The 21597-nt window shown below is 63.4% G+C and carries 22 protein-coding genes; 5 read left to right on the top strand and 17 right to left on the bottom strand.

Translation table 11 applies throughout. From position 1 onward, the window contains the following. Positions 1 to 459 carry a DUF6691 family protein gene (locus tag LMTR21_RS30910; protein ID WP_065752688.1) on the top strand — a complete coding sequence of 153 codons (459 nt, stop codon included), beginning with the start codon at positions 1 to 3 and terminating at the stop codon, positions 457 to 459. A gap of 42 nt (positions 460 to 501) precedes the next feature. Here LMTR21_RS30910 and LMTR21_RS30905 read toward each other — a convergent pair whose 3' ends face one another. From LMTR21_RS30905 to LMTR21_RS30880, 5 genes are all read right to left on the bottom strand, one after another. Then, positions 502 to 1296, bottom strand: a complete 795-nt coding sequence (locus tag LMTR21_RS30905) for a L,D-transpeptidase family protein (RefSeq protein WP_065752687.1) — start codon at positions 1294 to 1296, stop codon at positions 502 to 504. Between the two features lie 199 nt (positions 1297 to 1495). Next, on the bottom strand, positions 1496 to 2257 hold the full coding sequence (locus LMTR21_RS30900; RefSeq protein ID WP_065752686.1) for an ABC transporter permease: 762 nt from the start codon (positions 2255 to 2257) through the stop codon (positions 1496 to 1498). Next, positions 2254 to 3186 (bottom strand): ABC transporter ATP-binding protein, encoded by a 933-nt coding sequence (locus tag LMTR21_RS30895; protein ID WP_065752743.1) that lies wholly within the window; start codon positions 3184 to 3186, stop codon positions 2254 to 2256. Before LMTR21_RS30895 ends, LMTR21_RS30900 begins: the two co-directional genes overlap by 4 nt. Before the next feature lie 181 nt (positions 3187 to 3367). Continuing rightward, entirely contained in the window at positions 3368 to 3688 is a 321-nt protein-coding gene (locus LMTR21_RS30890) for a helix-turn-helix domain-containing protein (RefSeq protein WP_065752685.1), read from the bottom strand. 397 nt (positions 3689 to 4085) lie between these two features. Then, positions 4086 to 6752, bottom strand: coding sequence for an ATP-dependent helicase (locus LMTR21_RS30880; protein ID WP_065752683.1), 2667 nt, complete (start codon positions 6750 to 6752; stop codon positions 4086 to 4088). Between the two features lie 290 nt (positions 6753 to 7042). Here LMTR21_RS30880 and LMTR21_RS30875 point away from each other — a divergent pair, with 290 nt between their 5' ends. Beyond that, complete coding sequence (locus tag LMTR21_RS30875; protein WP_065752682.1) at positions 7043 to 7216, top strand: DUF1328 domain-containing protein; 174 nt, start codon at positions 7043 to 7045, stop codon at positions 7214 to 7216. Between the two features lie 36 nt (positions 7217 to 7252). Here LMTR21_RS30875 and LMTR21_RS30870 read toward each other — a convergent pair whose 3' ends face one another. Both LMTR21_RS30870 and LMTR21_RS30865 read right to left on the bottom strand, forming a co-directional pair. Continuing rightward, a complete protein-coding gene (locus tag LMTR21_RS30870; protein ID WP_065752681.1) occupies positions 7253 to 8080 on the bottom strand; it encodes an alpha/beta fold hydrolase in 828 nt (275 codons plus the stop codon). A gap of 64 nt (positions 8081 to 8144) precedes the next feature. Next, positions 8145 to 8987 (bottom strand): class I SAM-dependent methyltransferase, encoded by an 843-nt coding sequence (locus tag LMTR21_RS30865; protein ID WP_065752680.1) that lies wholly within the window; start codon positions 8985 to 8987, stop codon positions 8145 to 8147. 161 nt (positions 8988 to 9148) lie between these two features. Between LMTR21_RS30865 and LMTR21_RS30860 the strand changes: the two genes are divergently transcribed. Beyond that, complete coding sequence (locus LMTR21_RS30860) at positions 9149 to 10684, top strand: helix-turn-helix domain-containing protein (RefSeq protein ID WP_065752679.1); 1536 nt, start codon at positions 9149 to 9151, stop codon at positions 10682 to 10684. Positions 10685 to 10692: 8 nt separating this feature from the next. Here LMTR21_RS30860 and LMTR21_RS30855 read toward each other — a convergent pair whose 3' ends face one another. Beyond that, positions 10693 to 11217 carry a thioesterase family protein gene (locus LMTR21_RS30855; protein WP_065752742.1) on the bottom strand — a complete coding sequence of 175 codons (525 nt, stop codon included), beginning with the start codon at positions 11215 to 11217 and terminating at the stop codon, positions 10693 to 10695. Positions 11218 to 11306: 89 nt separating this feature from the next. Between LMTR21_RS30855 and LMTR21_RS30850 the strand changes: the two genes are divergently transcribed. After that, the gene (locus LMTR21_RS30850) at positions 11307 to 12719 is read left to right on the top strand and encodes an FAD-binding oxidoreductase (RefSeq protein WP_065752678.1); all 1413 of its coding nucleotides are present in this window, start codon (positions 11307 to 11309) and stop codon (positions 12717 to 12719) included. Between the two features lie 231 nt (positions 12720 to 12950). Beyond that, positions 12951 to 13649, top strand: coding sequence for an outer membrane protein (locus LMTR21_RS30845; RefSeq protein ID WP_084030586.1), 699 nt, complete (start codon positions 12951 to 12953; stop codon positions 13647 to 13649). Positions 13650 to 13719: 70 nt separating this feature from the next. Here the strand turns inward: LMTR21_RS30845 and LMTR21_RS30840 are convergent, their stop codons facing one another. The 9 genes from LMTR21_RS30840 to LMTR21_RS30800 all read right to left on the bottom strand — a co-directional run bounded on the left by LMTR21_RS30840 (position 13720) and on the right by LMTR21_RS30800 (position 21496). Next, complete coding sequence (locus LMTR21_RS30840; RefSeq protein WP_065752676.1) at positions 13720 to 14706, bottom strand: hypothetical protein; 987 nt, start codon at positions 14704 to 14706, stop codon at positions 13720 to 13722. Beyond that, on the bottom strand, positions 14703 to 15491 hold the full coding sequence (locus LMTR21_RS30835) for a creatininase family protein (protein ID WP_065752675.1): 789 nt from the start codon (positions 15489 to 15491) through the stop codon (positions 14703 to 14705). The genes LMTR21_RS30840 and LMTR21_RS30835 overlap by 4 nt, the downstream gene beginning before the upstream one ends. A gap of 17 nt (positions 15492 to 15508) precedes the next feature. Continuing rightward, positions 15509 to 16294 (bottom strand): HvfC/BufC N-terminal domain-containing protein, encoded by a 786-nt coding sequence (locus LMTR21_RS30830; RefSeq protein ID WP_065752674.1) that lies wholly within the window; start codon positions 16292 to 16294, stop codon positions 15509 to 15511. Beyond that, positions 16291 to 17196: an MNIO family bufferin maturase gene (bufB, locus tag LMTR21_RS30825; protein ID WP_084030584.1), complete on the bottom strand. Its 906-nt coding sequence runs from the start codon at positions 17194 to 17196 to the stop codon at positions 16291 to 16293. The genes LMTR21_RS30830 and bufB overlap by 4 nt, the downstream gene beginning before the upstream one ends. 109 nt (positions 17197 to 17305) lie before the next feature. After that, positions 17306 to 17563, bottom strand: coding sequence for a BufA2 family periplasmic bufferin-type metallophore (bufA2, locus tag LMTR21_RS30820; RefSeq protein ID WP_063799799.1), 258 nt, complete (start codon positions 17561 to 17563; stop codon positions 17306 to 17308). A 194-nt stretch (positions 17564 to 17757) separates the two neighbouring features. Further along, entirely contained in the window at positions 17758 to 18021 is a 264-nt protein-coding gene (gene bufA2, locus LMTR21_RS30815) for a BufA2 family periplasmic bufferin-type metallophore (protein WP_084030582.1), read from the bottom strand. Between the two features lie 274 nt (positions 18022 to 18295). Beyond that, the gene (locus LMTR21_RS30810) at positions 18296 to 20080 is read right to left on the bottom strand and encodes a thioredoxin domain-containing protein (protein WP_065752673.1); all 1785 of its coding nucleotides are present in this window, start codon (positions 20078 to 20080) and stop codon (positions 18296 to 18298) included. Positions 20081 to 20152: 72 nt separating this feature from the next. Then, positions 20153 to 20632 carry a DoxX family protein gene (locus tag LMTR21_RS30805; RefSeq protein ID WP_065752672.1) on the bottom strand — a complete coding sequence of 160 codons (480 nt, stop codon included), beginning with the start codon at positions 20630 to 20632 and terminating at the stop codon, positions 20153 to 20155. 132 nt (positions 20633 to 20764) lie between these two features. Continuing rightward, complete coding sequence (locus tag LMTR21_RS30800) at positions 20765 to 21496, bottom strand: cytochrome c biogenesis CcdA family protein (RefSeq protein WP_065752671.1); 732 nt, start codon at positions 21494 to 21496, stop codon at positions 20765 to 20767. Positions 21497 to 21597: the final 101 nt, after the last annotated feature.

Here is a 21597-nt window from a genome sequence, read left to right as displayed (position 1 = left end):
ATGTGGATCATTGCTCCCCTGTTGTGCGGCCTCGTATTCGGTGCGGGTCTCCTGATATCGGGCATGGTGCAGCCAACCAAGGTGCTCGGTTTCCTTGATATCTTTGGCGCGTGGGATCCGAGCCTGCTCGTGGTGATGGTTGCGGCGCTTGCCGTGTCCGTGCCGGGATTCATGCTCGCTGATCGCAGTGCGCGGCCGTGGTTTGGCGGGCAATATTTTCGGCCGGGCAAATCGGGGATCGATCTGCCGCTGGTGACGGGCGCCGCGATGTTCGGGGTAGGTTGGGGCCTTGTCGGACTATGCCCGGGCCCGGCTTTGGAAAGCCTCGCGACACTGTCGCCCGGGATTATCGTCTTCGTCGTCGCGATGGCCGCCGGCATGATGGCGCACGACGCCTGGCAGCAGTCGCGGTTGACGGCGCAACGCAGCCGCGAACTGGCGAGCGCGGCGGACGGTTAGGATCGCGGCCGCGAATCGTCTGACGATTGCGAGTTGATCCGGCTAGTTCTGATAACTGAACAGCCCGCGCGGCTGATAGTACTGTTGCCGCGGTTGATAGTAGTAGCCCTGCGGCGCCGGCGCATAGCCGCGGTTGTCGTAATACTGCGGCTGCTGCTGCTGATAAGCTTGGGTGTCGTAGACACGGCGGCTCGGCGGCGCGGGATAGCGCGCTTCGGTCGAAGAACCATCGGCGGGATAGATATAGCCATCGTCGGCCCGCGCCTGCGGGGCCACCCGCTGCTGCTGCGGCGTGATCACGACGGGATCGCCGGCGGCGGAGTCGTATTGCTGTTCATATTGCGGCAGCGGCGCGCGGCGGGCGACCGCCGTATTGCCGCGCGGCCGCGGATTGCGCGCCAGCGCCACCTGGGACGACCCCGACAGCGTCACCGTGGTGTTGAGCACGCCTTGCTCCTTGACCAGCGCAAAGAGTCTTGCGGCGTTCTCGCGCGAAAGTCGCACGCAGCCATGCGAGGCGGGCGAGCCGAGGCGGTTGACGGAATCGGTGCCGTGGATGGCGTGGCCGATCTTGGTGAAGAAGATCGAGTGCGGCATCGGCGCTTCGTCGAATTCCTTGGAGTAGTGATCCTCCTCCATGCGGAAGGCGCGAAAGCTGCCGTTCGGCGTCTCATACGAAGGAAGACCTGACGACACCGGCCAGCGGTACCGCTCGACGCCGTCGACGGCGACGGTCATCTGCTGGTTGTCCTTATCGACGGTGATAGCGACCTTGGCCTGGACGGCGCCCGAGGCAAACAGCGTCAGGGCGGTGACGGCAATGAGGAAGGAACGCATTTTACCTTTGGCCTCCGGGCCCCTGTACTAAAAACGCCGGCTCTCCGTCCCTCCAAGCATTGAATATGCCCGGAAACCGGCACTGGTTCCAGTGGCCCGCGGTACAATCGTTAACGCCTCCGGCGGCGCAAGCAAGGCGGCAGGACGGCGCAATGGGGCACGAAGTGCTGACATTTTCGCGAGCGGGTGGGCTACGTCCTCAATTCCTCAGCCGGTATCCAGTCCGGAAGATCCACCACACCAGCGTCATGCAGATGGCGAGGAAGCCGATCGTCATGCCCAGACTGAGGGTCACGCTGACGTCGGCGATTTCGTAAAAGCTCCAGCGGAAGCCGGAGATCAGATAGACCACCGGATTGAGCAGCGTGATCGTGCGCCAGCCCGAGGGCAGCATGTTCACCGAGTAGAAACTGCCGCCGAGGAAGGTCAGCGGCGTCACGATCAGCATCGGGATCATCTGCAGCTTTTCAAAACCGTCGGCCCAGATGCCGATGATGAAGCCGAACAGGCTGAAGGTCACCGCCGTCAGCACCAGGAAGGTCAGCATCCACCAGGGATGCAGGATGTGCAGTGGTACAAACAGCGCCGCGGTCGCCAGAATGATCAGGCCGAGAATGATGGATTTGGTCGCGGCCGCGCCGACATAACCGATCACGATCTCGACATAGGACACCGGCGCCGACAATATTTCATAGATTGTGCCGACAAATTTCGGAAAGTAGATTCCGAACGAGGCGTTGGCGATGCTCTGCGTCAAGACCGACAGCATCACCAGCCCGGGCACGATGAAGGTGCCGTAGCTGACGCCATCGACCTCGGTAATGCGCGAGCCGATCGCGGCGCCGAACACCACGAAATAGAGCGAGGTGGAAACCACCGGCGAGACGATGCTCTGCAGCAGCGTGCGCCAGGTGCGCGCCATTTCGAACAGATAGATTGCTTGGATCGCCCGGAAATTCATGGCGCCCTCACCAGGCTGACGAAGATGTCTTCGAGCGAAGACTGGGTGGTGTCGAGATCGGAGATGCGGATGCCGGCGTCGCGGAGGTCGCTCAAAAGGCTGGTAATCCCGGTGCGTTCGCCCTTGGTGTCGTAGTTGTAGATCACGGCGCGGCCGTCATCCGACAGTTCGAGGTTGTAGGCGGCGAGCGAGGCAGGGATCGCATCGACCTTGCCCTGCAGATAGAGCTTCAAATGTTTCTTGCCGAGCTTCTGCATCAGCCCGGCCTTGTCCTCGACCAGGATGATCTCGCCCTTGTTGATGACGCCGATGCGGTCAGCCATCTCCTCGGCTTCCTGGATGTAGTGCGTCGTCAGGATGATGGTGACGCCGGAGGCCTGCAAGCCGCGCACCACGTCCCACATGCCCTTGCGCAATTCGACGTCGACGCCTGCGGTCGGCTCGTCCAGGAACAGGACCTGCGGCTCGTGCGACAGCGCCTTTGCGATCATCACGCGGCGCTTCATGCCGCCGGACAGCGTGATGATCTTGGAATCCTTCTTGTCCCACAGCGACAGGTCTTTCAGCACCTTTTCGATGTGCGCCGGGTTCTTCGGCTTGCCGAACAGGCCGCGGCTGAAGCTCACAGTCGCCCACACGGTTTCAAAGGAGTCGGTGTGCAGTTCCTGCGGCACGAGGCCAATCAGCGATCGCGCGGCGCGATAATCCTTGTTGATGTCATGCCCGCCGACACTGACGCGGCCTTCGCTCAGATTGGCGATGCCGCAGATGATGCTGATCAGCGTGGTCTTGCCGGCGCCGTTCGGCCCAAGCAGCGCGAAGATCTCGCCGCGCCTGATATCGAGATTGATGCCGTTCAGCGCCTTGAAGCCGGAGCCGTAGGTTTTTGACAGATTGGAGACGGATATGATGGGGGGCGAAGCGAGCATGGCGGTCAGTTTCGGAAAATGCGGGGGCAGCCAGAGCGGCACTTCGGCCGGTTCCTGGCAGGAGAGGGGAGTATTGAGAGATAGGAACGCGGAACCAACTCTGCAATCGCTGCGGAGCTAATTTGCAGTCAACTGATCAGGCCTGCGTAACGCCGTGGGATGATCCGATCATTGGCGTTCGTCAAGCCACCTCATTCGTCTTCGCAAGGGCGCGCCGAACAGCTTTGGGCTCTTTCTTGATGACGCTGATAAGCGTGCGGGCTGCGCCGGAAGGGCGGCGTGTACCAAGCTCCCACTTGCGTACAGTTCCGACACCGGTTCCAATTAGGGCTGCGAATTCGTCCTGTGACAGACCAAGCATCAGCCGCGCCTCGCGCGCCTCGGTTTCCTTTGGACTGACACGATGCACAATGGCCTTTGTCGTCTTTCCCGAAGCATGATCGCGGGCCTCGCGCAGACTCGCGCGAATGTCGTCGGCAAGCCGGCTGCTCTTGCGCGTCATCTTTTTTCCATTGTCTCACGATCTCCCTCATAGAGGTCGCAAATTCTCGCTTTTCAGCAACCGTCAGATCGTCTTTTTCATTCTTCGCATAAGGCGCCAGCAGCAGAATTGGAAAATCCTCATTGTAAAAATAATAGACGACGCGCGTGCCGCCCCGTTTACCGATGCCGTCACGGCCAATACGGACTTTTCTCAATCCACCTAAACCCGGAATGATGTCGCCGCATGTCGGCTCGTAAGCAACCAAATCAATGACGGCGTCGCGCTGTCCGGCAGTCAAGAGTTCGCTGGCACGGCGGCGATATCCTGCAAATTCGATCACCGAAACGGGACGCTTCGCCATTCGGCCAGTGTACCCCAATGGGGCTTAGGTCGCAAGGGTCTTTACGAGCAGCCCTTACGCCCGCTTCACGAAATTATCGAGCACCTTCTTCTCGCCGGCCTTATCGAACGCGATCGTCAGCTTGTTGCCGTCGATCTTCACCACGTGGCCGTAGCCGAATTTCTCGTGAAAGACGCGGTCGTCGAGCGAAAATTCGGAGACGGTGCCGGTGGATTTCGCGACCAGTTCGCCCTCGATCACCATCGGGCCGCGCTTGTTGCGTGAGAAGCCGCCTGAGAAGGTATCGCTGCGCGAACCTGAGGCATCGCCGCGCGAACCTGAAAATGATGACTGGCTTTCCTCGAAACCGCCTCGGGCCTGACCGCCGCGGCCGCCCTGGCTGCGGTTGCGGTTGGCCTGCGCGCGCTGCCAGCCCGGCGTGGTGTAGCTGGAGCCGAAGGATTCGACATTGTCGAAGCGCGAGGGGCCATAGCCGCCGCTGCCGCCCCAGCCGGAGCCGCCTTTGGACTCCGTGATCTCGACGTTGGCCGACGGCAGTTCGTCGAGGAAGCGCGAGGGGATCGTGGTCGACCAGGTGCCGTGGATGCGGCGGTTGGTGGCGAAATAGAGCTTGGCGCGGCGGCGCGCGCGGGTCAGGCCGACATGGGCGAGGCGGCGTTCCTCTTCGAGACCGGCGCGGCCCTGTTCGTCGAGCGTGCGCTGGCTCGGAAACAGACCTTCTTCCCAGCCGGGCAGGAACACATTGTCGAATTCAAGCCCCTTGGCCGAATGCAGCGTCATCAGCGACACCGCTTCTTCCTCGGCGCCGCCGTCGCGGTCCATCACCAGCGAGATGTGTTCGAGGAATCCCTGCAGGTTCTCGAACTCCTCCATCGAGCGCACGAGTTCTTTCAGATTGTCCAGACGGCCGGCGGCGTCGGCCGAGCGGTCCTTCTGCCACATCTCGGTATAGCCGCTCTCGTCGAGCACGATTTCCGCGAGCTCCGTATGCGCGGTCACCTCGCGCTGGGCGCGCCAGCGGTCGAACTGCAGAATGAGCTCGCGCAAGCTCCCGCGCGCCTTCGGCTTCAATTCATCGGTCTCGACCACGGCGCGCGCGGCTTCGAACAGCGGCATGCGCCGCTTGCGCGCATGATCGTGCAGCAACTGCACGGTGGCGTCGCCAAGCCCGCGCTTCGGGACATTGACGATGCGCTCGAAGGCGAGGTCGTCGGCGGGCGAATTGATCACGCGCAGGTAAGCCAGCGCGTCGCGGATTTCGGCGCGCTCATAGAACCGGGGACCGCCGATCACGCGATAGGGCAGGCCGAGGGTGACAAAGCGGTCTTCGAACTCGCGCATCTGGAACGAGGCGCGCACCAGGATCGCGACCTCGTTGAGATTGTCGCCGGCGCGCTGCAGCTCCTCGATCTCCTCGCCGATGGCGCGGGCTTCCTCTTCCGAATCCCAGGAGCCGGTGACGGTGACCTTCTCGCCGTCGACATCCTCGGTGCGCAGCGTCTTGCCGAGCCGGCCTTCATTATGCGCGATCAGATGGGAGGCGGCGGCGAGGATATGGCCGGTGGAGCGGTAATTGCGTTCGAGGCGGATGACCTTTGCGCCCGGAAAATCGTGCTCGAAGCGCAGGATGTTGTCGACCTCCGCGCCGCGCCAGCCATAGATCGACTGGTCGTCGTCGCCGACGCAGCAGATGTTTTTGGGTGGGGAGGCGGAAGCGGCAGCCGGAGCCCCCGTCATTCCGGGATGCGCTGAAAGCGCAGACCCGGAATCTGGAGGTGAGTCCTCTTTATCTCCAGATTCTTCGATGTGCGATTGCACATCGGAGTTCACGCCTTCGGCGTGCCCCGGAATGACGGGAGGATCGATACGTCCCGGAATGATCGCCGACAGCGGCACGCCCGGCCGCGCCGGCGCCTGCGACAGCAGCCGCAGCCACAGATATTGCGCAACGTTCGTATCCTGATATTCGTCGACCAGAATGAATTTGAAGCGGCTCTGATACTGCCTGAGCACATCAGGGTTTTCGCGGAACAGCCGGATGTTCTCCAGCAGGAGATCGCCGAAATCGGCGGCGTTGAGAATCTTCAGCCGCTCCTGATAGGTGGCGTAGAGCTTGCCGCCCTTGCCGTTGGCGAACATCGCGGCTTCGCCTGCCGGCACCTGCGAAGGCGTCAGGCCGCGGTTCTTCCAGCCGTCGATCAGCCCGGCCAGCATGCGCGCGGGCCAGCGCTTGTCGTCGATGTTCTCGGCCTGCAGCAACTGCTTGAGTAGGCGGACTTGATCATCAACATCAAGCACGGTGAAGTTGGATTTGAGCTGCACCAGTTCGGCGTGGAAGCGCTGGATGCGTCCGCCGATCGAGTGGAAGGTGCCGAGCCACGGCATGCCCTCGACGGCCTGGCCGAGCATCTGGCCAAGCCGCAGCTTCATCTCGCGCGCGGCCTTGTTGGTGAAGGTCACGGAGAGGATTTCATGCGGCCGCGCGCGGCCCTGACTCAGGATGTGGGCGATGCGCGTGGTCAGCACGCGGGTCTTGCCGGTGCCGGCGCCGGCCAGCACCAGGACCGGCCCATCGAGCGTTTCGACAGCTTCGCGCTGTTCCGGATTGAGCCCGTTGAGATATTGCGGACCGGCCGCGGCCCGCGCACGCGCGGCGATGCCGCCAGCCGCGGGCTGGTGCTCGGGGACGCCGCGATGCGGCAGTTTGCTCGGCTCGGTCATGGTCGAATCGTCTCGGCCCCACGATGGCACCGTGAGGCGGTAAAGGGGAGCCTTCATAGCAAGGATTGAGGGTCATATAGGGCCTGTCCGGCCGCTTTGACAGGTTTTATCCCGGCGCTTTTGCGCGCCCGATTTTGTGCTTCGTTGGCGATTTTGTTCCGCAAAAATCGTCAAATTTCGGGGTTTTTTGCGGCCGGAACCATCGTTTCCGGGGCGGATTGTTTCAACAGTCGATGCGCGACGCGTCACTCGCCGCCGTCGAGGGAGCAACAGCCAATCGAGGTCGTATCATGCTGAGCTGGGTCGTAACGTTTCTGGTCATCGCGTTGATCGCGGGTGTTCTGGGCTTCGGCGGCATCGCCGGCGTCTCCGTCGAAATCGCCAAGGCCATCTTCTTCATCGCCGTGATCCTGTTCCTGATCTCGGCCGTGGTCGGATTGGTCCGCGGACGTAGTAACGTCTAGCAGGCGCAACTCGAAAACCACGCTGCCGCGCGCGAACTAGCGCGCGGCAGCGGCCAGTTCGAGACTGGACTCCCCGACGTGGCGGGAGACTAGGTCAGCAAATGGCTTCGGATGCGTCGCGATCATGAAGTGAGCCGCGCCGGCAATCGTGGCGCGGATGGCGCCCGGGATGCCGCGGCCAAGCAGATCATTCGCCCGGCCGACGGCCGGACGGCTGGCTTCTCCCCAAACGACCAGCGTAGGCACGTCGATGCTTGCCAATAAGGCGGCCGTCAGGTGGAAGCCATAGGCCGATTCCCAATCCAGCAAATTCGCTCGTGTCGTCTCAATCGCATAGTCGCGGACGCGCTGCGGCCATGCGGCGAACGTCCCATTGCCACCATAGAAGTCGATCATCCGCGCGATCGCATTGGTTTCGCCGCGCTTGAACGCAGCGGAATAAGCGTCGGACATGTTTCGGAAAGCTTCATAGTTCTGCATCTCGCCGGCCGCCCGCAGGATTTCCATGGCGGGCGCTTCGGCAATGGTCAGGCTGAGCAGGGGTACGCGCTGCCGCAGTGCCACCGCAAGCGCAGCCAATCCGCCAAACGAATGTCCAACGAGATGCACCGGACCGCCGGCGCGGCGGATCACACTCTCGATGATTTCGCTCTCCTGCGCGATATCCGCATGGCCTTCGGTGCGGCGTTCGGCGGTGCCGCCATACCCCAGCAGGCTGGTCGTCACGCAGCGGAATTCGTTCTGCCACTGCGCCATCACCGGCCGCCACGCGGCGCCGGTGCTGCACGATCCCGGTACCAGCACCATCGTCGAGCCAGTTCCGCTTTCGTGGTAATCGATCGGGCCAAGGGTCTCGAAAATCATCTTAAACTCCTTGCGAACGCAGGAATCGCGGCGGCCTTCTTTCGGGCCGCCGCGATCGAATCCGTCAGCGCTTGACGATGACGATCTCCAGATACTCACTCGGCAGCACCATGGTGCCGTCCTCTGCGCGGTTCATCGAGCCGATCAGCGTCAGGATATCATCGGCGAGGCGGCGCTGGTTGGTTTCATCAAGCGCGGCAAAGGCTTTCAGCGTCGGACCGTAGTAATTCCTGAACACGTCGAGAAAATGCAGCGGCGAGCGGTAGCGGAACGTGAAGTGCCGCTTCTCGGCCTTGATGGAGGCTGCCGACGTGCCGAACATCTCGGTGATACGCGCCTGCGTGCCCCACAGCGCCGGCGATTTCGCACCGGCCGGCGGCGGCAGGTACTTGCCGAGCGTCTTGAACAACTGCCCGATAAATCCATCCGGCGTCCAGTTGGCGAGCCCGATCTTGCCGCCGCTTTTGCACACTCGCAGTAGCTCGGATGCGGCGCGCTCCTGGTCCGGCGTGAACATGACGCCGAAGGTCGAGACGACGACGTCGAACGTCGCATCGCCAAAACTTAAAGCTTCCGCATCCGCCTCCTTGAACTGGACCGACAGGCCTTCCGCGGCGGCGCGGGCGCGGCCGCGCTCGAGCAGGCTCGGCACGTAGTCCGTGGACATCACGTCGCACCAGCGGCGGGCCGCGGCGAGCGTGACATTGCCGTTGCCGGCGGCGACGTCGAGCACCTTCTGGCCGGCGCGGAGATCAAGCGTCTCGCACAGTTCCTCGCCCACGATCTGCAGCGTGGTACCGACGACGGCGTAATCGCCGGACGACCAGGCGCCGTGCTGCTTGGTTTTCAGGGCGGAAAGGTCGATCTGGCCGGGTTGCTGAGCTTGGACGGCGGCGATGCTTGCCATGTCATTTCTCCTCTTGGGACGGTGAATTTTCCGATTTCTGCGTGCTGTCGGCTTAGTCCCCCTGCCAGCCCGACGGCTATCCAGTTCGCGACACGGCTATCCCGAACGTGAACCTTTCCGCTGTTCCCAGGACTCACCACCAGGGCGCTTCGGAGCTGCGGATGATTACCAGCCAGGACGTTTCGACGGTGACGTCGCCGCTGCCGCGCGGCGTCAGGCGTGCGCTGGACGCGATGCGCGCCAATATCGGCCACGCTTGGCGGCTGACGGAGCTTGCCGCCATCGCCGGCACATCCGGCAGGACCTTGCAGCGGCAATTCCTCGCCTTTGTCGGCAAGACCCCGCGCGCTGTGCTGCGCGAGATCGGGCTCGAATGCGCCCGGCGCGAGCTGTTGCAGGGGAGGCCTGATGTCAAGATCATGGACGTGTCGCTACGCTGCGGCTTTCCGCATTTCGGACGGTTCTCGATCGCCTATCGCCGCCGCTACGGCGAGACGCCGTCGCAGACACTGAAGCGGCAGGAAATTCTCACCGACGCGCTCGGCGCGACGCCCTCGCTGTATGTGCCGGCGCGGGACCGGCCGGTGGTCACCTTTGGACCGATCGAAGCGGCGGCGGAAAATCTGGCTGTCGCGGCTGACATCGCCGACGATCTCGTCACCGCATTGACCCGCGCCGGCATTTCGGTCGCAACGCGGTCGATGGCGGCGCGCTATCATCTCGGCGGTGCGATCAGGGGATCGGGCGCACAGACGCACCTGACCATCCGGCTGATCGACACCGAAACCGGCGGCCAGCTCTGGGCGCATCGCGCCGACGGTGTCCTGCATGACGATACGTCAACGACAGAACATCTCGCTATCAGGATTGCTGCGGCGCTGCAGCCATGTCTGCGCCTGGCGGAGATCGATCGCGCGCTGCGAAAGCCGATCACGGGTCTTGGCGCGCAGGATCTGGCGCTGCGGGCGATGCCGGGTGTTCTCTCGCTCGATGCCATTGGCAATGCCCGGGCGCTGGAATTGCTGGAGCGCGCGATGGATCAGGAGCCGAACCATCCGCTGGCCACCGCGCTGGCGGCGTGGGCGCATGTCCAGCGCGTGGTCTATCACTTCACCCATGCGCCGCAGCAGGAGCGCGCCCGCAGCCTCGAACTGGCCCAGCGGGCGAGGGGGCTTGGCGGAGATGCCACCGCGCTGGCGATCCTCGGCAACGCGCTGTCGCTGCTCAAGGAATTCGATACCGCCGATCTCGTCACGCGCAAGGCGCTGGCGATGGACGGCGGCTCAGCCTGGGCGTGGAGCCGCGGCGGATGGATCGACGTCTACAAGGGCGATCCGCAGGCCGCGATCGAACGCTTCAAGATCGCGCTCGATCTCGCGCCCCACGATCCGCTGGCCTTCAACAGCATGGTGGGTATCGGCTGCGCGCTGTTCATCGCCGGCCAATACGCCGAAGGCGCTCAGTGGCAGGAGCGCGCGCTGGCCGAACATCCCACCGCAAGCTGGGTGCATCGCACGCTGTGTCCGGCCTATGTGCTCGCCGGGCAGGCACCGCAGGCCAGCCGCAGCCTCGGCGCGCTACGGCAGCATTATCCCGATCTCACGGTAAGCGAAGTCCAGCGCGGCATGCCGCCGCTGCCGCCAAGCCAGTGCGAGCTGGTGGTCGGCGCGTTGCAGGAGGCCGGGCTACCGGCCTAGGTGCTCAGCTATTTCTGCGGCATCGCGACCTTGCGGCCGGTACCCTCGGGCCGCGCCACGGCGGCATGCGACGCCACGACCGCGTCGATGCGCGCGCGAATGTCGGGCGGGAAGGGCGCGACTTTTCGCGCCTTCATGTCCATATGCAGCGTCATGTTTTCCGACGTTGCCGAGAGCCAGCCTTCCGTCGCGTGGCGCAATTCCTCGAACGTGTGCAGCCGCTTCTCGTCGGTACCCAACAGATAAACTGAAATCTGAACGGGGTCGCCGAGGTGAATTTCCCTGATGTAACGCACATGGGCTTCGGCCGTGAAGGTGGAGCAGTGGCGTTCCTTCATGTAGGCCGGCCCGATCCCGAGCTGCAGCCACATTTCGTCGATCGCGCGGTCCATCATCACGTTGTAATAGGCCATGTTGAGGTGGCCGTTGTAATCGATCCATTGCGGCTCGATCTGCATCACCGAGGACAGGAACGGGACCGGCGGTAGCGGCATATTCTTCAGGGTTTCCCCGGCGGCAGCGGCGGTCGTCATCATTGATCCCGTGGTTGTTTTCGCGCTCTTGACCCCCCTTATATCCTTTGCCACGGTCCGCTCAAATCCGGGAGGAATTTGACGTGGCGATGACGATATCGGGTAGTGTGAAGCGGCCGGAGCCGCAGGCGCTGGCAAGCGCGGTGGAGGCGCTGGCGGCGCGGTTCGGCAACCGGCTGATCACCTCGCAGGCGGTGCGCGAGCAGCACGCCCACACCACCACATGGCTGCCGACGCAGCCGCCCGACGCGGTGGTGATGGCGGAGGAAACCCGGGACATCCAGGACGTGGTGCGGATCTGCGCCAAGCATGGCGTTCCCGTGATCGCGTTCGGAACCGGCACCTCGCTGGAGGGCCAGGTCAACGCGCCGGCCGGCGGCGTCTGCATCGATCTGCGCGACATGAACCGGATTCTCGAAGTCCATGCCGAGGATCTGGACTGCGTGATCCAGCCTGGCGTCACCCGCAAGGCGCTGAACGAGCATCTGCGCGACCAGGGCCTGTTCTTCCCGATCGATCCCGGCGCCGACGCTTCGCTCGGCGGCATGACTTCGACCCGGGCCTCCGGAACCAATGCGGTGCGCTACGGCACCATGCGCGACAACGTGCTGGCGCTGAAAGTGGTGCGCGGCGACGGCGAGATCATCACGACCGGCACGCGGGCGAAAAAATCCTCGGCCGGTTACGATCTGACGCATCTGTTCGTCGGCGCCGAGGGCACGCTCGGCATCATCTCGGAGCTCACCATCAAGTTGCGCGGTATCCCCGAGACGATCGCGGCTGCCGCCTGTTCGTTCGAGACCGTGGGCGGCGCCTGCCAGGCCACGATCCTGGCGATCCAGACCGGCATTCCGCTGGCGCGGATCGAACTGCTCAACGCCGAGCAGGTGCGCGCCTGCAACGCCTATTCCAAGCTGACCCTGCCGGAGACGCCACTGTTGCTGCTGGAATTCCACGGCAGCGAGATCGAGGTCGCCGAGCAGTCGAAGAACTTTGGCGAGATCGCCAGGGAGTGCGGCGGCGGCGATTTCACCTGGACCACCAAGCCGGAGGACCGCACCAAGCTGTGGCAGGCCCGGCATGACGCCTATTGGTCCGTCAAGGCGTTGCGTCCGGGCGCCGGTGTGGTGGCGACCGACGTCTGCGTGCCGATCTCAAGGCTGGCCGATTGCGTCACCGAGACCGAGGACGATCTGAAGCGGCTCGGTCTCTTGTCTCCGATCGTCGGCCATGTCGGCGACGGCAATTTCCACTGCTCGCTGGTCTGCGACGTCGACAACAAGGAAGAAATGGCGCGCGGCGAGGACTTCATGCACCGCCTGGTCGAGCGGGCGCAGGCGATGGGCGGCACCTGCACCGGCGAGCACGGTATCGGCCAGGGCAAGCAGAAATACCTCAAGGCCGAGCTCGGCCCCGAGGCGATCGACGCCATGCGCGCGCTGAAGCAGGCGCTCGATCCGCAGAACATTTTCAACCCCGGCAAGATCGTGCCGGTGGGGTAGATGAGCCGCGCTCCGCCACCTCCGCGGTGAAACCGCAGGTGGCGGGCGAGAGCTTACGATGGTGTTCTTCGCGCAACAGTTGTACATTGTGGCGGCGATCCCAATTTCGTTCCAAACATAGCCTCGTTTCAACACGGCGCCGCCCGACTTAAACATCATCACGCCTGAAGTTCCCTCTTCAGCTTGGTTCCGCAACATGTGTTGCGTGTGCGTGCGTGATGAGGTGCGTTGATGCGTTTTGTTTCCTGGGGGATTGTTGCCGCTTGCGGCTTCTTGCTGGCAGGTCCGGGGGCTAAGGCTGCCGATCTTCGTGTTCCGGACCTGCCTTCGCCCTCCTATAACTGGACCGGGTTTTATGCGGGTATCTACGGCGGCGGCGGGTATGCGGCCTGGGCGGCCGACTACTGTCGAAACGGGGCGTGCCGTCATGCGGAGGGGCAGGCGAGCGGCTTCGCGGTCGGCGTCTACGGCGGCTACAACTACCAGTTCGCCAACCGTTTCGTGATCGGCGGCGAGTTCGAGTGGGGCAAGTCCTCTTCGTCGCGGGACGAACTGATCTTTGGCGATAGCGTCTTGCTGTCCAGCTTCGGCGCGTTCGGTGCGGCGCGCCTGCGCGCCGGCTACGCGTTCGACCGGCTGCTGGCGTACGGCGCCGTCGGTGTCGGCGTGGCCAGCATCGGCAATGGCTATCGCTATACGGTGCAGAAGGGTTGCGACACCGTGCAGGAGATGATCTGGGACGAACAGGTCAAGGCGGGGCTGATCTTGGGCGGCGGCTTCGAATATGCCTTCACCAAGCATTTTGTCGGACGCGGCGAATATCTCTACGCCGATTACGGCAGCGTCTCGCTGTCCGGCAAGGACCGCACGCGGACTGAATTCCGCAACGAGATGCACCTCGTGCGCGTGGGCGCCAGCTATCGCTTTTAACGCTTCGCTCAAGATGATCCGGCAGCGATTGGCTGCCGGACTATCGGATCGTGTTTCTGCGAGCCCTTTATCAGGCGTGCGGTGCGGTGATTGCCCTGCGGATCGCCGCCAGCGGCGCGGTGTCGTCGAATTCGAGGCTTTCGCCCTGCTGCTTCAATCCGAGGTCGCGCCATAGCGCGGCAAGGTCCGGCGTCACCGGCTTCGGCCCCATTTCGCGGTGAAGGCGCGTCAGCACATCGACGCCGACGGCCTTGTCGGCGGTTGCAAGAATGCGTTCGATCGGCCAGTCCTGTTCGTGATTACCGCCGGCGGCGAGTACGCCGCGCATCGCGTCCTGCAGGCCGAGGCGATTGTTCGTGGCTTTGCGGATCTCGATATCGGCGATCAGGCAGAACATCGCGCCGCCCCAATATTTCCGTCCCCAGGTGCCGGTATTGTCGAGTCCCTGATCGCCGGCCTGCGGCAGGCCCTTCGGCATGTCGCGCATCATCGCCTGCCAGATTTCCTGCGCCGAGAGGTCTCCGGCCTGCACCCGCGCGACCGGCTCGACATAGACGGCGAGACCCTCCGACAGCCACGCGTAGCGGTCGGGCATGTCGGGCAGGGCGGTATGCACCATCTCGTGCACCATCACCCAGTCGCGCCGCAAGACTTCCTCGGTGGAATCGCGGCCGAACGGAATGCGAATGGCGGCGCCGCGATAGCCCCAGGTCGTGCCGCCGCGAATGCGCCCGCCGTCGACCGGTACGAGCAGCAACCGCAGCGAACTGACGGGAAAGCGCCCGTAATAGGTCGTGACGGCCCGAGCCGACATCCTGATCCAGTCGAGCAGTTTTTCCCTCGGCAGTGCGATGTCGCCCGGCGCGAATGCGACATGAATGGTGCCGCCGCCGATCTCGAGATTGGTCCGGGGCAGTCGGTCGAACGCGTCATAGGGCATGCGGTCACCGCGCATATATTCCGATTGCGCGGCGGCGCGGAACGAAACGGTGCCTGCCAGCATCGCGGCGATGACGGCGGCGGCAATGGTCCAGCGAAGAGCGCCGGCGGTCTTCATCGGAGCACGCTTTGCGATACCGGTCGTCGTTGCTCAGGTGTGCCTTGCGCGATAAACGTGGCGGCCTGCTCGTGGAGATCGTCGAGCATGGCGGCGAGCAAGGCTTCGCCCTTGGCCGCTGTCGCCCGTGTTGGATCGCCATAGCAGCCGGAGCGGCTGTAGTTCGGCGAATTCGGATCCGACGGGGTCAATGCGCCCGGCGTCTCCCGGATCAAGGCGGGGCTGGCTTCGGCGCGCGCCATATCGACGAGATGCGGCGCCATCGCTAGCATCAGCGACGTTTCCAACTCATCGGCATGGCTGCCATGGCCCTGTTCGGCCAATTGCCTCGCCACGCGGGGATAGCGCGGACCCTCGTGAATCCACAAATGCCTGATCCGCTCGCCATCGAGGCGCGCCAAAGCACGGTCGACCGGCGCCAGGGTGCTGATCCCGGTATTGAGCACGAGCAGCTTTGGGCAGCCGCTGCCGAGAATCTGCCCCGCGATCTCGCGCACGAAGGCCTCGAAGGTCGAAATCGACAGGCTGCTGCTGCCGGCATATTCGGTGAAGGCGGGATAGTGGCCATAGGTCAGCGTCGGCCAGATCAGCGCGTCGATCTTTTCCGCCATCCTGGCTGCGAGCCATTCGGCCTGAATGCGGTCGGTATTGAGGGGGAGGTGGAAGCCGTGCTGCTTGGCGGCAGCGCCGATCGGCAATATCGCCACCGCGCCATCACCGATGCGCCGTGCGACGTCGTCCCAGTGCATGCGCTCGATGAAATGGCGATCGGTGTCACTTCCCATTCGCCGAGCGCTCCCCTTCATGAGCCGACGGAAACGTCCGTCAATAGTCCCGCCGTGATCCAGCCGTGCAGATAGCCCGCGCCGCGGCCCGCCGCGCTGTCGGGATCGTCATAGGTCGCAAGCATTTCGCAGAGCACGCCGAATGGAATGCCGTTTGCGGCCTCATCCCACATCATCGCCTCTTCTGTCGAAAGCTCGCGGAACATCGGCGTGACGTCCTGGCGCCAGATCAGGAGATGGGCAGGTTGCTCAGTCGTGGTTGCGTCCGGCGGTGTTTCGCCGTTCTTGAGCGCGAGCCAGATCGCAGACGCGTTGGTCGCGAGGTCGAGCCTGAATGCACTCGGATGCGGCTGGAATTTAAGGCCCGACCATGCCTCGGGCGCGAATCCCGCCATGTCGGTCAACTCAACCACTTTCCCTTCCGCGGCGTCGAAGGCGTCGTTGAGGGCCTTTTCCAGCGCGGCGAGATCGGACAACTCGGGATGTTCGGTGTAGGGTGCAGTCGATTTCAAGAACGCCGGCAGGCCTTGCGAGAACCAGCGCAGGTTCGGGTTCTCGGATGGGCGTGCCTTGACATAGGCGTAGCCCATCTCGTCGAACATTTCGTCGCCGAGATAAAGATGCAGCAGCTCGTGGTCATTGCGCATGGCCTCGACCAGCCGCGAGCCATAGGCATAGCGATAGACCCCGAACAGCGCCTCGCGCTTTTCCCGCGGGCTGTCGAGAATTTCGGCCAGCACCGTGTCGTCGCCGTCGAGGATACCGCGCTGGAATACGGCTTGCTGTCGGGCGAAGTTGCTCATGCCGCCTGCGTGCCTGTCGGCAGTATTTGCGCGGCCATCTCGCGGGTCCTGACAACCTCGCGCACAAGTTCATCGAGCGGCGGAATGTTGTCGTCGCGCTCGATCATGGTCGAGACCCGGCCGAAGCGCTTCAGCGCCGCGGCATAGAGATCCCAGACATCCTCGCATACCGGATGATCGTGGGTGTCGATGATATGGGTGCCCATGTGGCTGTGGCCGGCCATGTGAAACTGCACCACGCGATCCGCCGGAATGCCGTTGAGGAAGGTCATGGGATCGTAGCCATGGTTGAAGGCGCTGACATAGACGTTGTTGACGTCGAACAGCAGCCAGCATCCGGAGCGGCGCGACAACTCAGACAGGAATTCCCATTCGGTCATTTCGGAATTATTGAACTGGACGTAGGTCGAGACGTTCTCGAGAACGATGGCGCGGCCAAGGAAATCCTGCACCAGTTGTACCCGGCTCACGACATGATCGAGCGCTTCCCTGGTGTAGGGGATCGGCAGGAGGTCATGCAGGTTCTTGCCGTGCACGCCGGTCCAGCACAAATGGTCCGAGACCCATTTCGGTTCGACGCGTCGGGCGAGATCCTTCAGGGCCTGCAGATATTCGAAGTTTGGCGGTGCGGTGGAGGCGATCGACATCGACACGCCGTGCATGACTACGGGATAGCGTTCGCAGATCCGGTCCAGCGTGCGCAGCGGCTGGCCGCCGGGCAGCATGTAGTTTTCGCTGATGACCTCGAACCAGTCGATCGGCGGATTGCCCTTCAGAATTTCGTCGTAATGCTGGTGGCGCAGGCCGAGGCCGAAGCCGAGGAAGGGCAGCTTGGCCGATGTCGCCGGACGGTCGGCAAGCGCGGCCGCAGCGGTGTCGGGCAATCTGCTTGCGACGTTCATCTCGTCTCCGTTCGAACGGCGCCGTCAAACGGGGCGGCGGTACTCACTGCACTTCAACCTAGCATGGAACCGAGGCCCGGCCTACACCGGGCCTCGACGGGGTCACGCCCTAGGACGGCATGAACTTGCCCTTGGCGGCGTCGCATTTTTCCTTGGTCATGGCCGAGAAGCCTTGACCCTTGCAGGCGTTCTGGCCCTTGCAGGCGTTCGCGCCGCCCTTGCAGGCGCTCTGGCCCTTGCAGGCATTGGCGCCGACGCACTTGCCCTCGCCGGCAGCGTAGGTCGTGGTCGACACGGTGGTGCCGGCCAGGAACAGGGTGGCAGCGGCGGCGGCGAGCACGGCGCCGGATTTGGGAGTCATCTTCATTGGTATCCTCCAAAAGAAGTGTGAGGGTGCACCGCCCGCAAGCAGCGATAAATCCAGCCGACAAGCGGCACCCGGAGAGAGTTACGCAGCGGGTCTGGATTTAGTTACGGGCGAGGCCGACTTTATTTTAGCCGAAAGGCCGAAACAACGAGGGCCCGGCGATGCCGAGCCCCCGGCGCAGATGAATCCGCCGATCAACTCTTGACGAACTTGGCGCCCATGGCGGCGCACGCCTTCTCTGATGTCATCGAGAAGCCGGTGCCCTTGCAGGCGTTCTGGCCCTTGCAGGCGTTCGCGCCGCCCTTGCAGGCGCTCTGGCCCTTGCAGGCATTGCCGGCCACGCACTTGCCCTGGGCCGCGTTGGCAGGCGTCGACACTGTCGACACCACCGAGCCGGCGAGGAACAGCGTGGCGGCGGCAGCGGCGAGCGTCGCACCGGATTTGGAATTCAACTTCATGACGATCTCCTCGATCCTTGTTTGAAGACAACACGCCGCAAGCATCCGCTGATCGCCCGATCACGGACCCTCACAACGCAAGCGATGTGACGGATTGCAATCGGGCCGCGGAGGCTTGCCGGAAGGCCACGTCTTCGTGACCGAGTGCTCATCCGAAAACCAGCTACGGGGCATCAGGCGATTTGGTTACAGAGTTTCAAAAGAAAATTTTCATTTTTTGCGGTTGGGCATTCCGTAAGTCCCTCAGTTGCGCTGCACAACGCATTCGATCGAGTTATCCGCGTGCGGGCTTCAGCTTGGCCATCTGCGCGACCGTGGCCCGCAACTCCTCGGCATTGAAGGATGGAAACGAGCAGATCCGGTTGCTGCAGGCGAACGCGGCAGGTTCGCCGAGATCGGGATATTCGACGTCGGGGTTGGGCAATTTGCCTTCGCGCAGATCGAGCCACTCCAGGCGCTTGTAGCGGGCCGGCAGCGCACGGGCGAGGGCATGCAGGCTTTTTGCGCGGGCGTCGTCCTTGTGCCCGACGATCGTCATATGGGTCGGCTCTACCGCGAGTTCTTCGTCGGCCAGTAGAACGCCGGGCAGGGGACGCATCATCGTGCTTGCAGCGCTGGCGAGATAGCGCATCGCGTGCGCGGCCTGCTCGCGATAGGCCTCATTGCCGAAGTAACGGTTGAGCAGGTTCATGAATCTGGCGACCTGCACCTGATCTTCGATCAGCTTGGCAGGCTTCGCAAGCACGCCGGTCTTGCCTTCCGCGGTCTTTGAGGTCACGAAGCCGCCGGCCTCATCGCGGAAGGTCGCGACGAAATCGCCGGCTTTCGCGGCGGCAGCGAGCCAGTCGCGATTTCCCGTGGAAGCATAGAGATCAAGGAAGGCCTGGCCCATCGCCAGCATGTCGCCGATGAATGGCCCGCCGCGATCCTTCTCGCCATGACGGAAGCCGCCGCCGGGTAGCGCGCGGTTGTCGATCACCCATTTTGCGGCGCGCTCGGCGATATCAAGCGCCTTGGCATCGTTGCTGACATTGTAATAGGCCGAAAGCCCCGAGATCGCCCAGCCGTTCTCGCGCGCGTAGAGATTCTTGTCGATGCGCGGCATGCCGAGCTTGCGGCGCTCGCCATCCGACAGCGCGTAGTATTTGTGCCCGTCGGTATCGTGATCGAGATCCGCATCCTGACTGACATAGAACGCACCTTCGGGGCTGGTCAGGAATTGCGCGAGATAGCGTTCGATGTTGCGCGCGGCAGCGAGATATTTCGGGTCCTTCCACAGCGCGTAGGCCTGGCTGTATTGCCTGAGATACTGCGCCTGAAACGACATGATCTTTTCGAAATGCGCGCGGGTCCAGGAGCCGCCTTCGGAATATTGATACACGCCGCCCCAGACCGGATCGATCAGTGCAATCGCGGCATCCAGCGTCTGCCGGGCACGCTTGGCCGCAATCGCGTCGCCGGCCTCGGCGCGGGTGATCGCCAGGTCCATGCTGTCGGCATCGATGTATTTCTGGTTCTCGCCCCAGCCGCCGAGTTTTTCCTCGTAGGATTCGTCGACATTCTTTGTCAGCGCGGCGCGCTGTTCCTTGTCGAGGAAGGCGGATGTCGACGGCTTCACCTCAAAGGCTTCGCCGACCGACGGTCCGGGCGAGGGGTCATCGATGATCGCCTTGAGCAGCGCCTGCATGCGTTCCGGCTCGATATAGCCCCTGATCTTGGCGATCTCGGCGCCGTCGGGGCCGAACACGATGGTCGCCGGCCAGCCCCAGTCGCCATAGCGGCTCGACAGATCGGGATTGGCGTCCTGGTCGACCCGCACCGGCAGATATTTTTCCGCCAGCAATTCCCTGACCCTGGTATCCGCGTAGGTCGTCTTCTCCATGACGTGGCACCAGTGGCACCACACCGCCTCGAGATCGAGAATGACGAAGCGCTGTTCGGCCTGCGCGCGGGCGAAAAGATCATCGTTCCATTCGCTCCATTTCGGCCCGTCTGCGGCGGGCGAGGGGGACGCGGCAAAGGCGGCGAGGACGAAGGCGGCAATGCGGACGAATTTCATGGCGGCTCCCGAAGCGCTGGCGTTTTTCGAGCTACGCAGGCGGCAAGATCCGGGCTCAGGGTTTCGCCGATGTCACGGCATTGTGAGCGTCTTCGACGCGTCGCGGTGACCGCTGGCATTCACCAGCAGCCGGTCCAGCGAGGCGGCGCCGGGGCCTGCAATGGCGAGCCACATGAAGGCGGCGAAGTAGGTCGCTTCCTCGAAGCCGAGCAGCGTCTCCAGTGAATCGACGTCGCCCCATTTCGCCGACTTGATGGCGACGACCATGACCACCGCCAGCATCGCGGCCGGAATGCGCGTGAACAGACCAAGGATCAGCATCGCGCCGCCGAAAAATTCGACGCCCGAAACAAAGGGGGTGAGTATCGTGGGAAACGGAATGCCCCAGCCGGCAAAATTCTCGGTCACCTGCGCCAGGTTGTTGAGCTTGCCCCAGCCGGCCAGCATGAAGGTGTAACCGACGATCAGCCGCATGATCAGCGGGCCGGCCCATGGGAAGTAGGACGCGATCTGCGCGGGCAACAGAATGAGAAGATTGACGATGAAATGCATGCGAACCCCTCTTTAAATTCGGGCGGCGTGAGGCCGGCCTGTTGCCTCTTCGCGCGGAAAGGCTGCGACTGCGAAGGCGGCAATCTCGCCATGACAGGAATTTCGCAAGTACCCGCCCGCTTGTTACGGGCCTCAGCCGAAATTTTGCAGCGCCGGGAAAGTCTCCAATAGCCAGATGCTGACGCTGGAGACGGCGCCGGTCAGGAAGCCGATGCCGGTAATCACCATCAGGACGCCCATGGCCTGCTCGACCTTGCCGAGATGCCGCTTCATCCGCGCAAACAGCGAGGAGAACTGCTCGATCATGAAGGCCGCCAGCAGGAACGGGATTCCGAGCCCGGCGGAATAGACCGCCAGCAGGCCGGCGCCCTTGGTGACGGTGGCCTCAGCCGCCGCGATCGACAGGATCGCCGCCAGAATGGGGCCGATGCAGGGCGTCCAGCCGAACGCGAAGGCCAGCCCCATGGCATAGGCGCCCCACAGGCCGACCGGTTTCGGCATTTCCATCCGTCCCTCGCGCATCAACAGCCCGATCCGGGTCAGGCCGAGGAAATGCAGGCCCATGATGATGATCACGATGCCGGCGAGGATCGAGAGTTCGGCCGACCATGCCCGGATCAGCCCGCCGATCAGGGAGGCGCTGGCGCCGAGCGCCACGAACACGGTGGAAAAGCCGAGCACGAACATCAGCGCCGCGGCCATCACCGCGCGCTTGGAGGCCTGCGTCGTCTCGGCATTGGCGACCTGCTCGATGGTCGCGCCGGTCAGATAGATCAGATAGGGCGGCACCAAAGGCAGCACGCAGGGGGACAGGAAGCTGACAAGACCGGCAATCAGGGCCGCCGGGATGGAAACATCGTGCATTGCAAAACCTTCGAGAATTGCCGCAAGGCATAGCGCCGTCTTGGCATGTACGGAACAGGCAATCGATAAGTTTCGTCTTCATTACGGCTCAACTGCGGTCA

Origin of the sequence: Bradyrhizobium paxllaeri (assembly GCF_001693515.2) — a bacterium.
Taxonomy (GTDB): domain Bacteria; phylum Pseudomonadota; class Alphaproteobacteria; order Rhizobiales; family Xanthobacteraceae; genus Bradyrhizobium; species Bradyrhizobium paxllaeri.
Note: the sequence above shows the minus strand (reverse complement) of the source record. Positions and strands in the feature narration are given on the sequence as shown.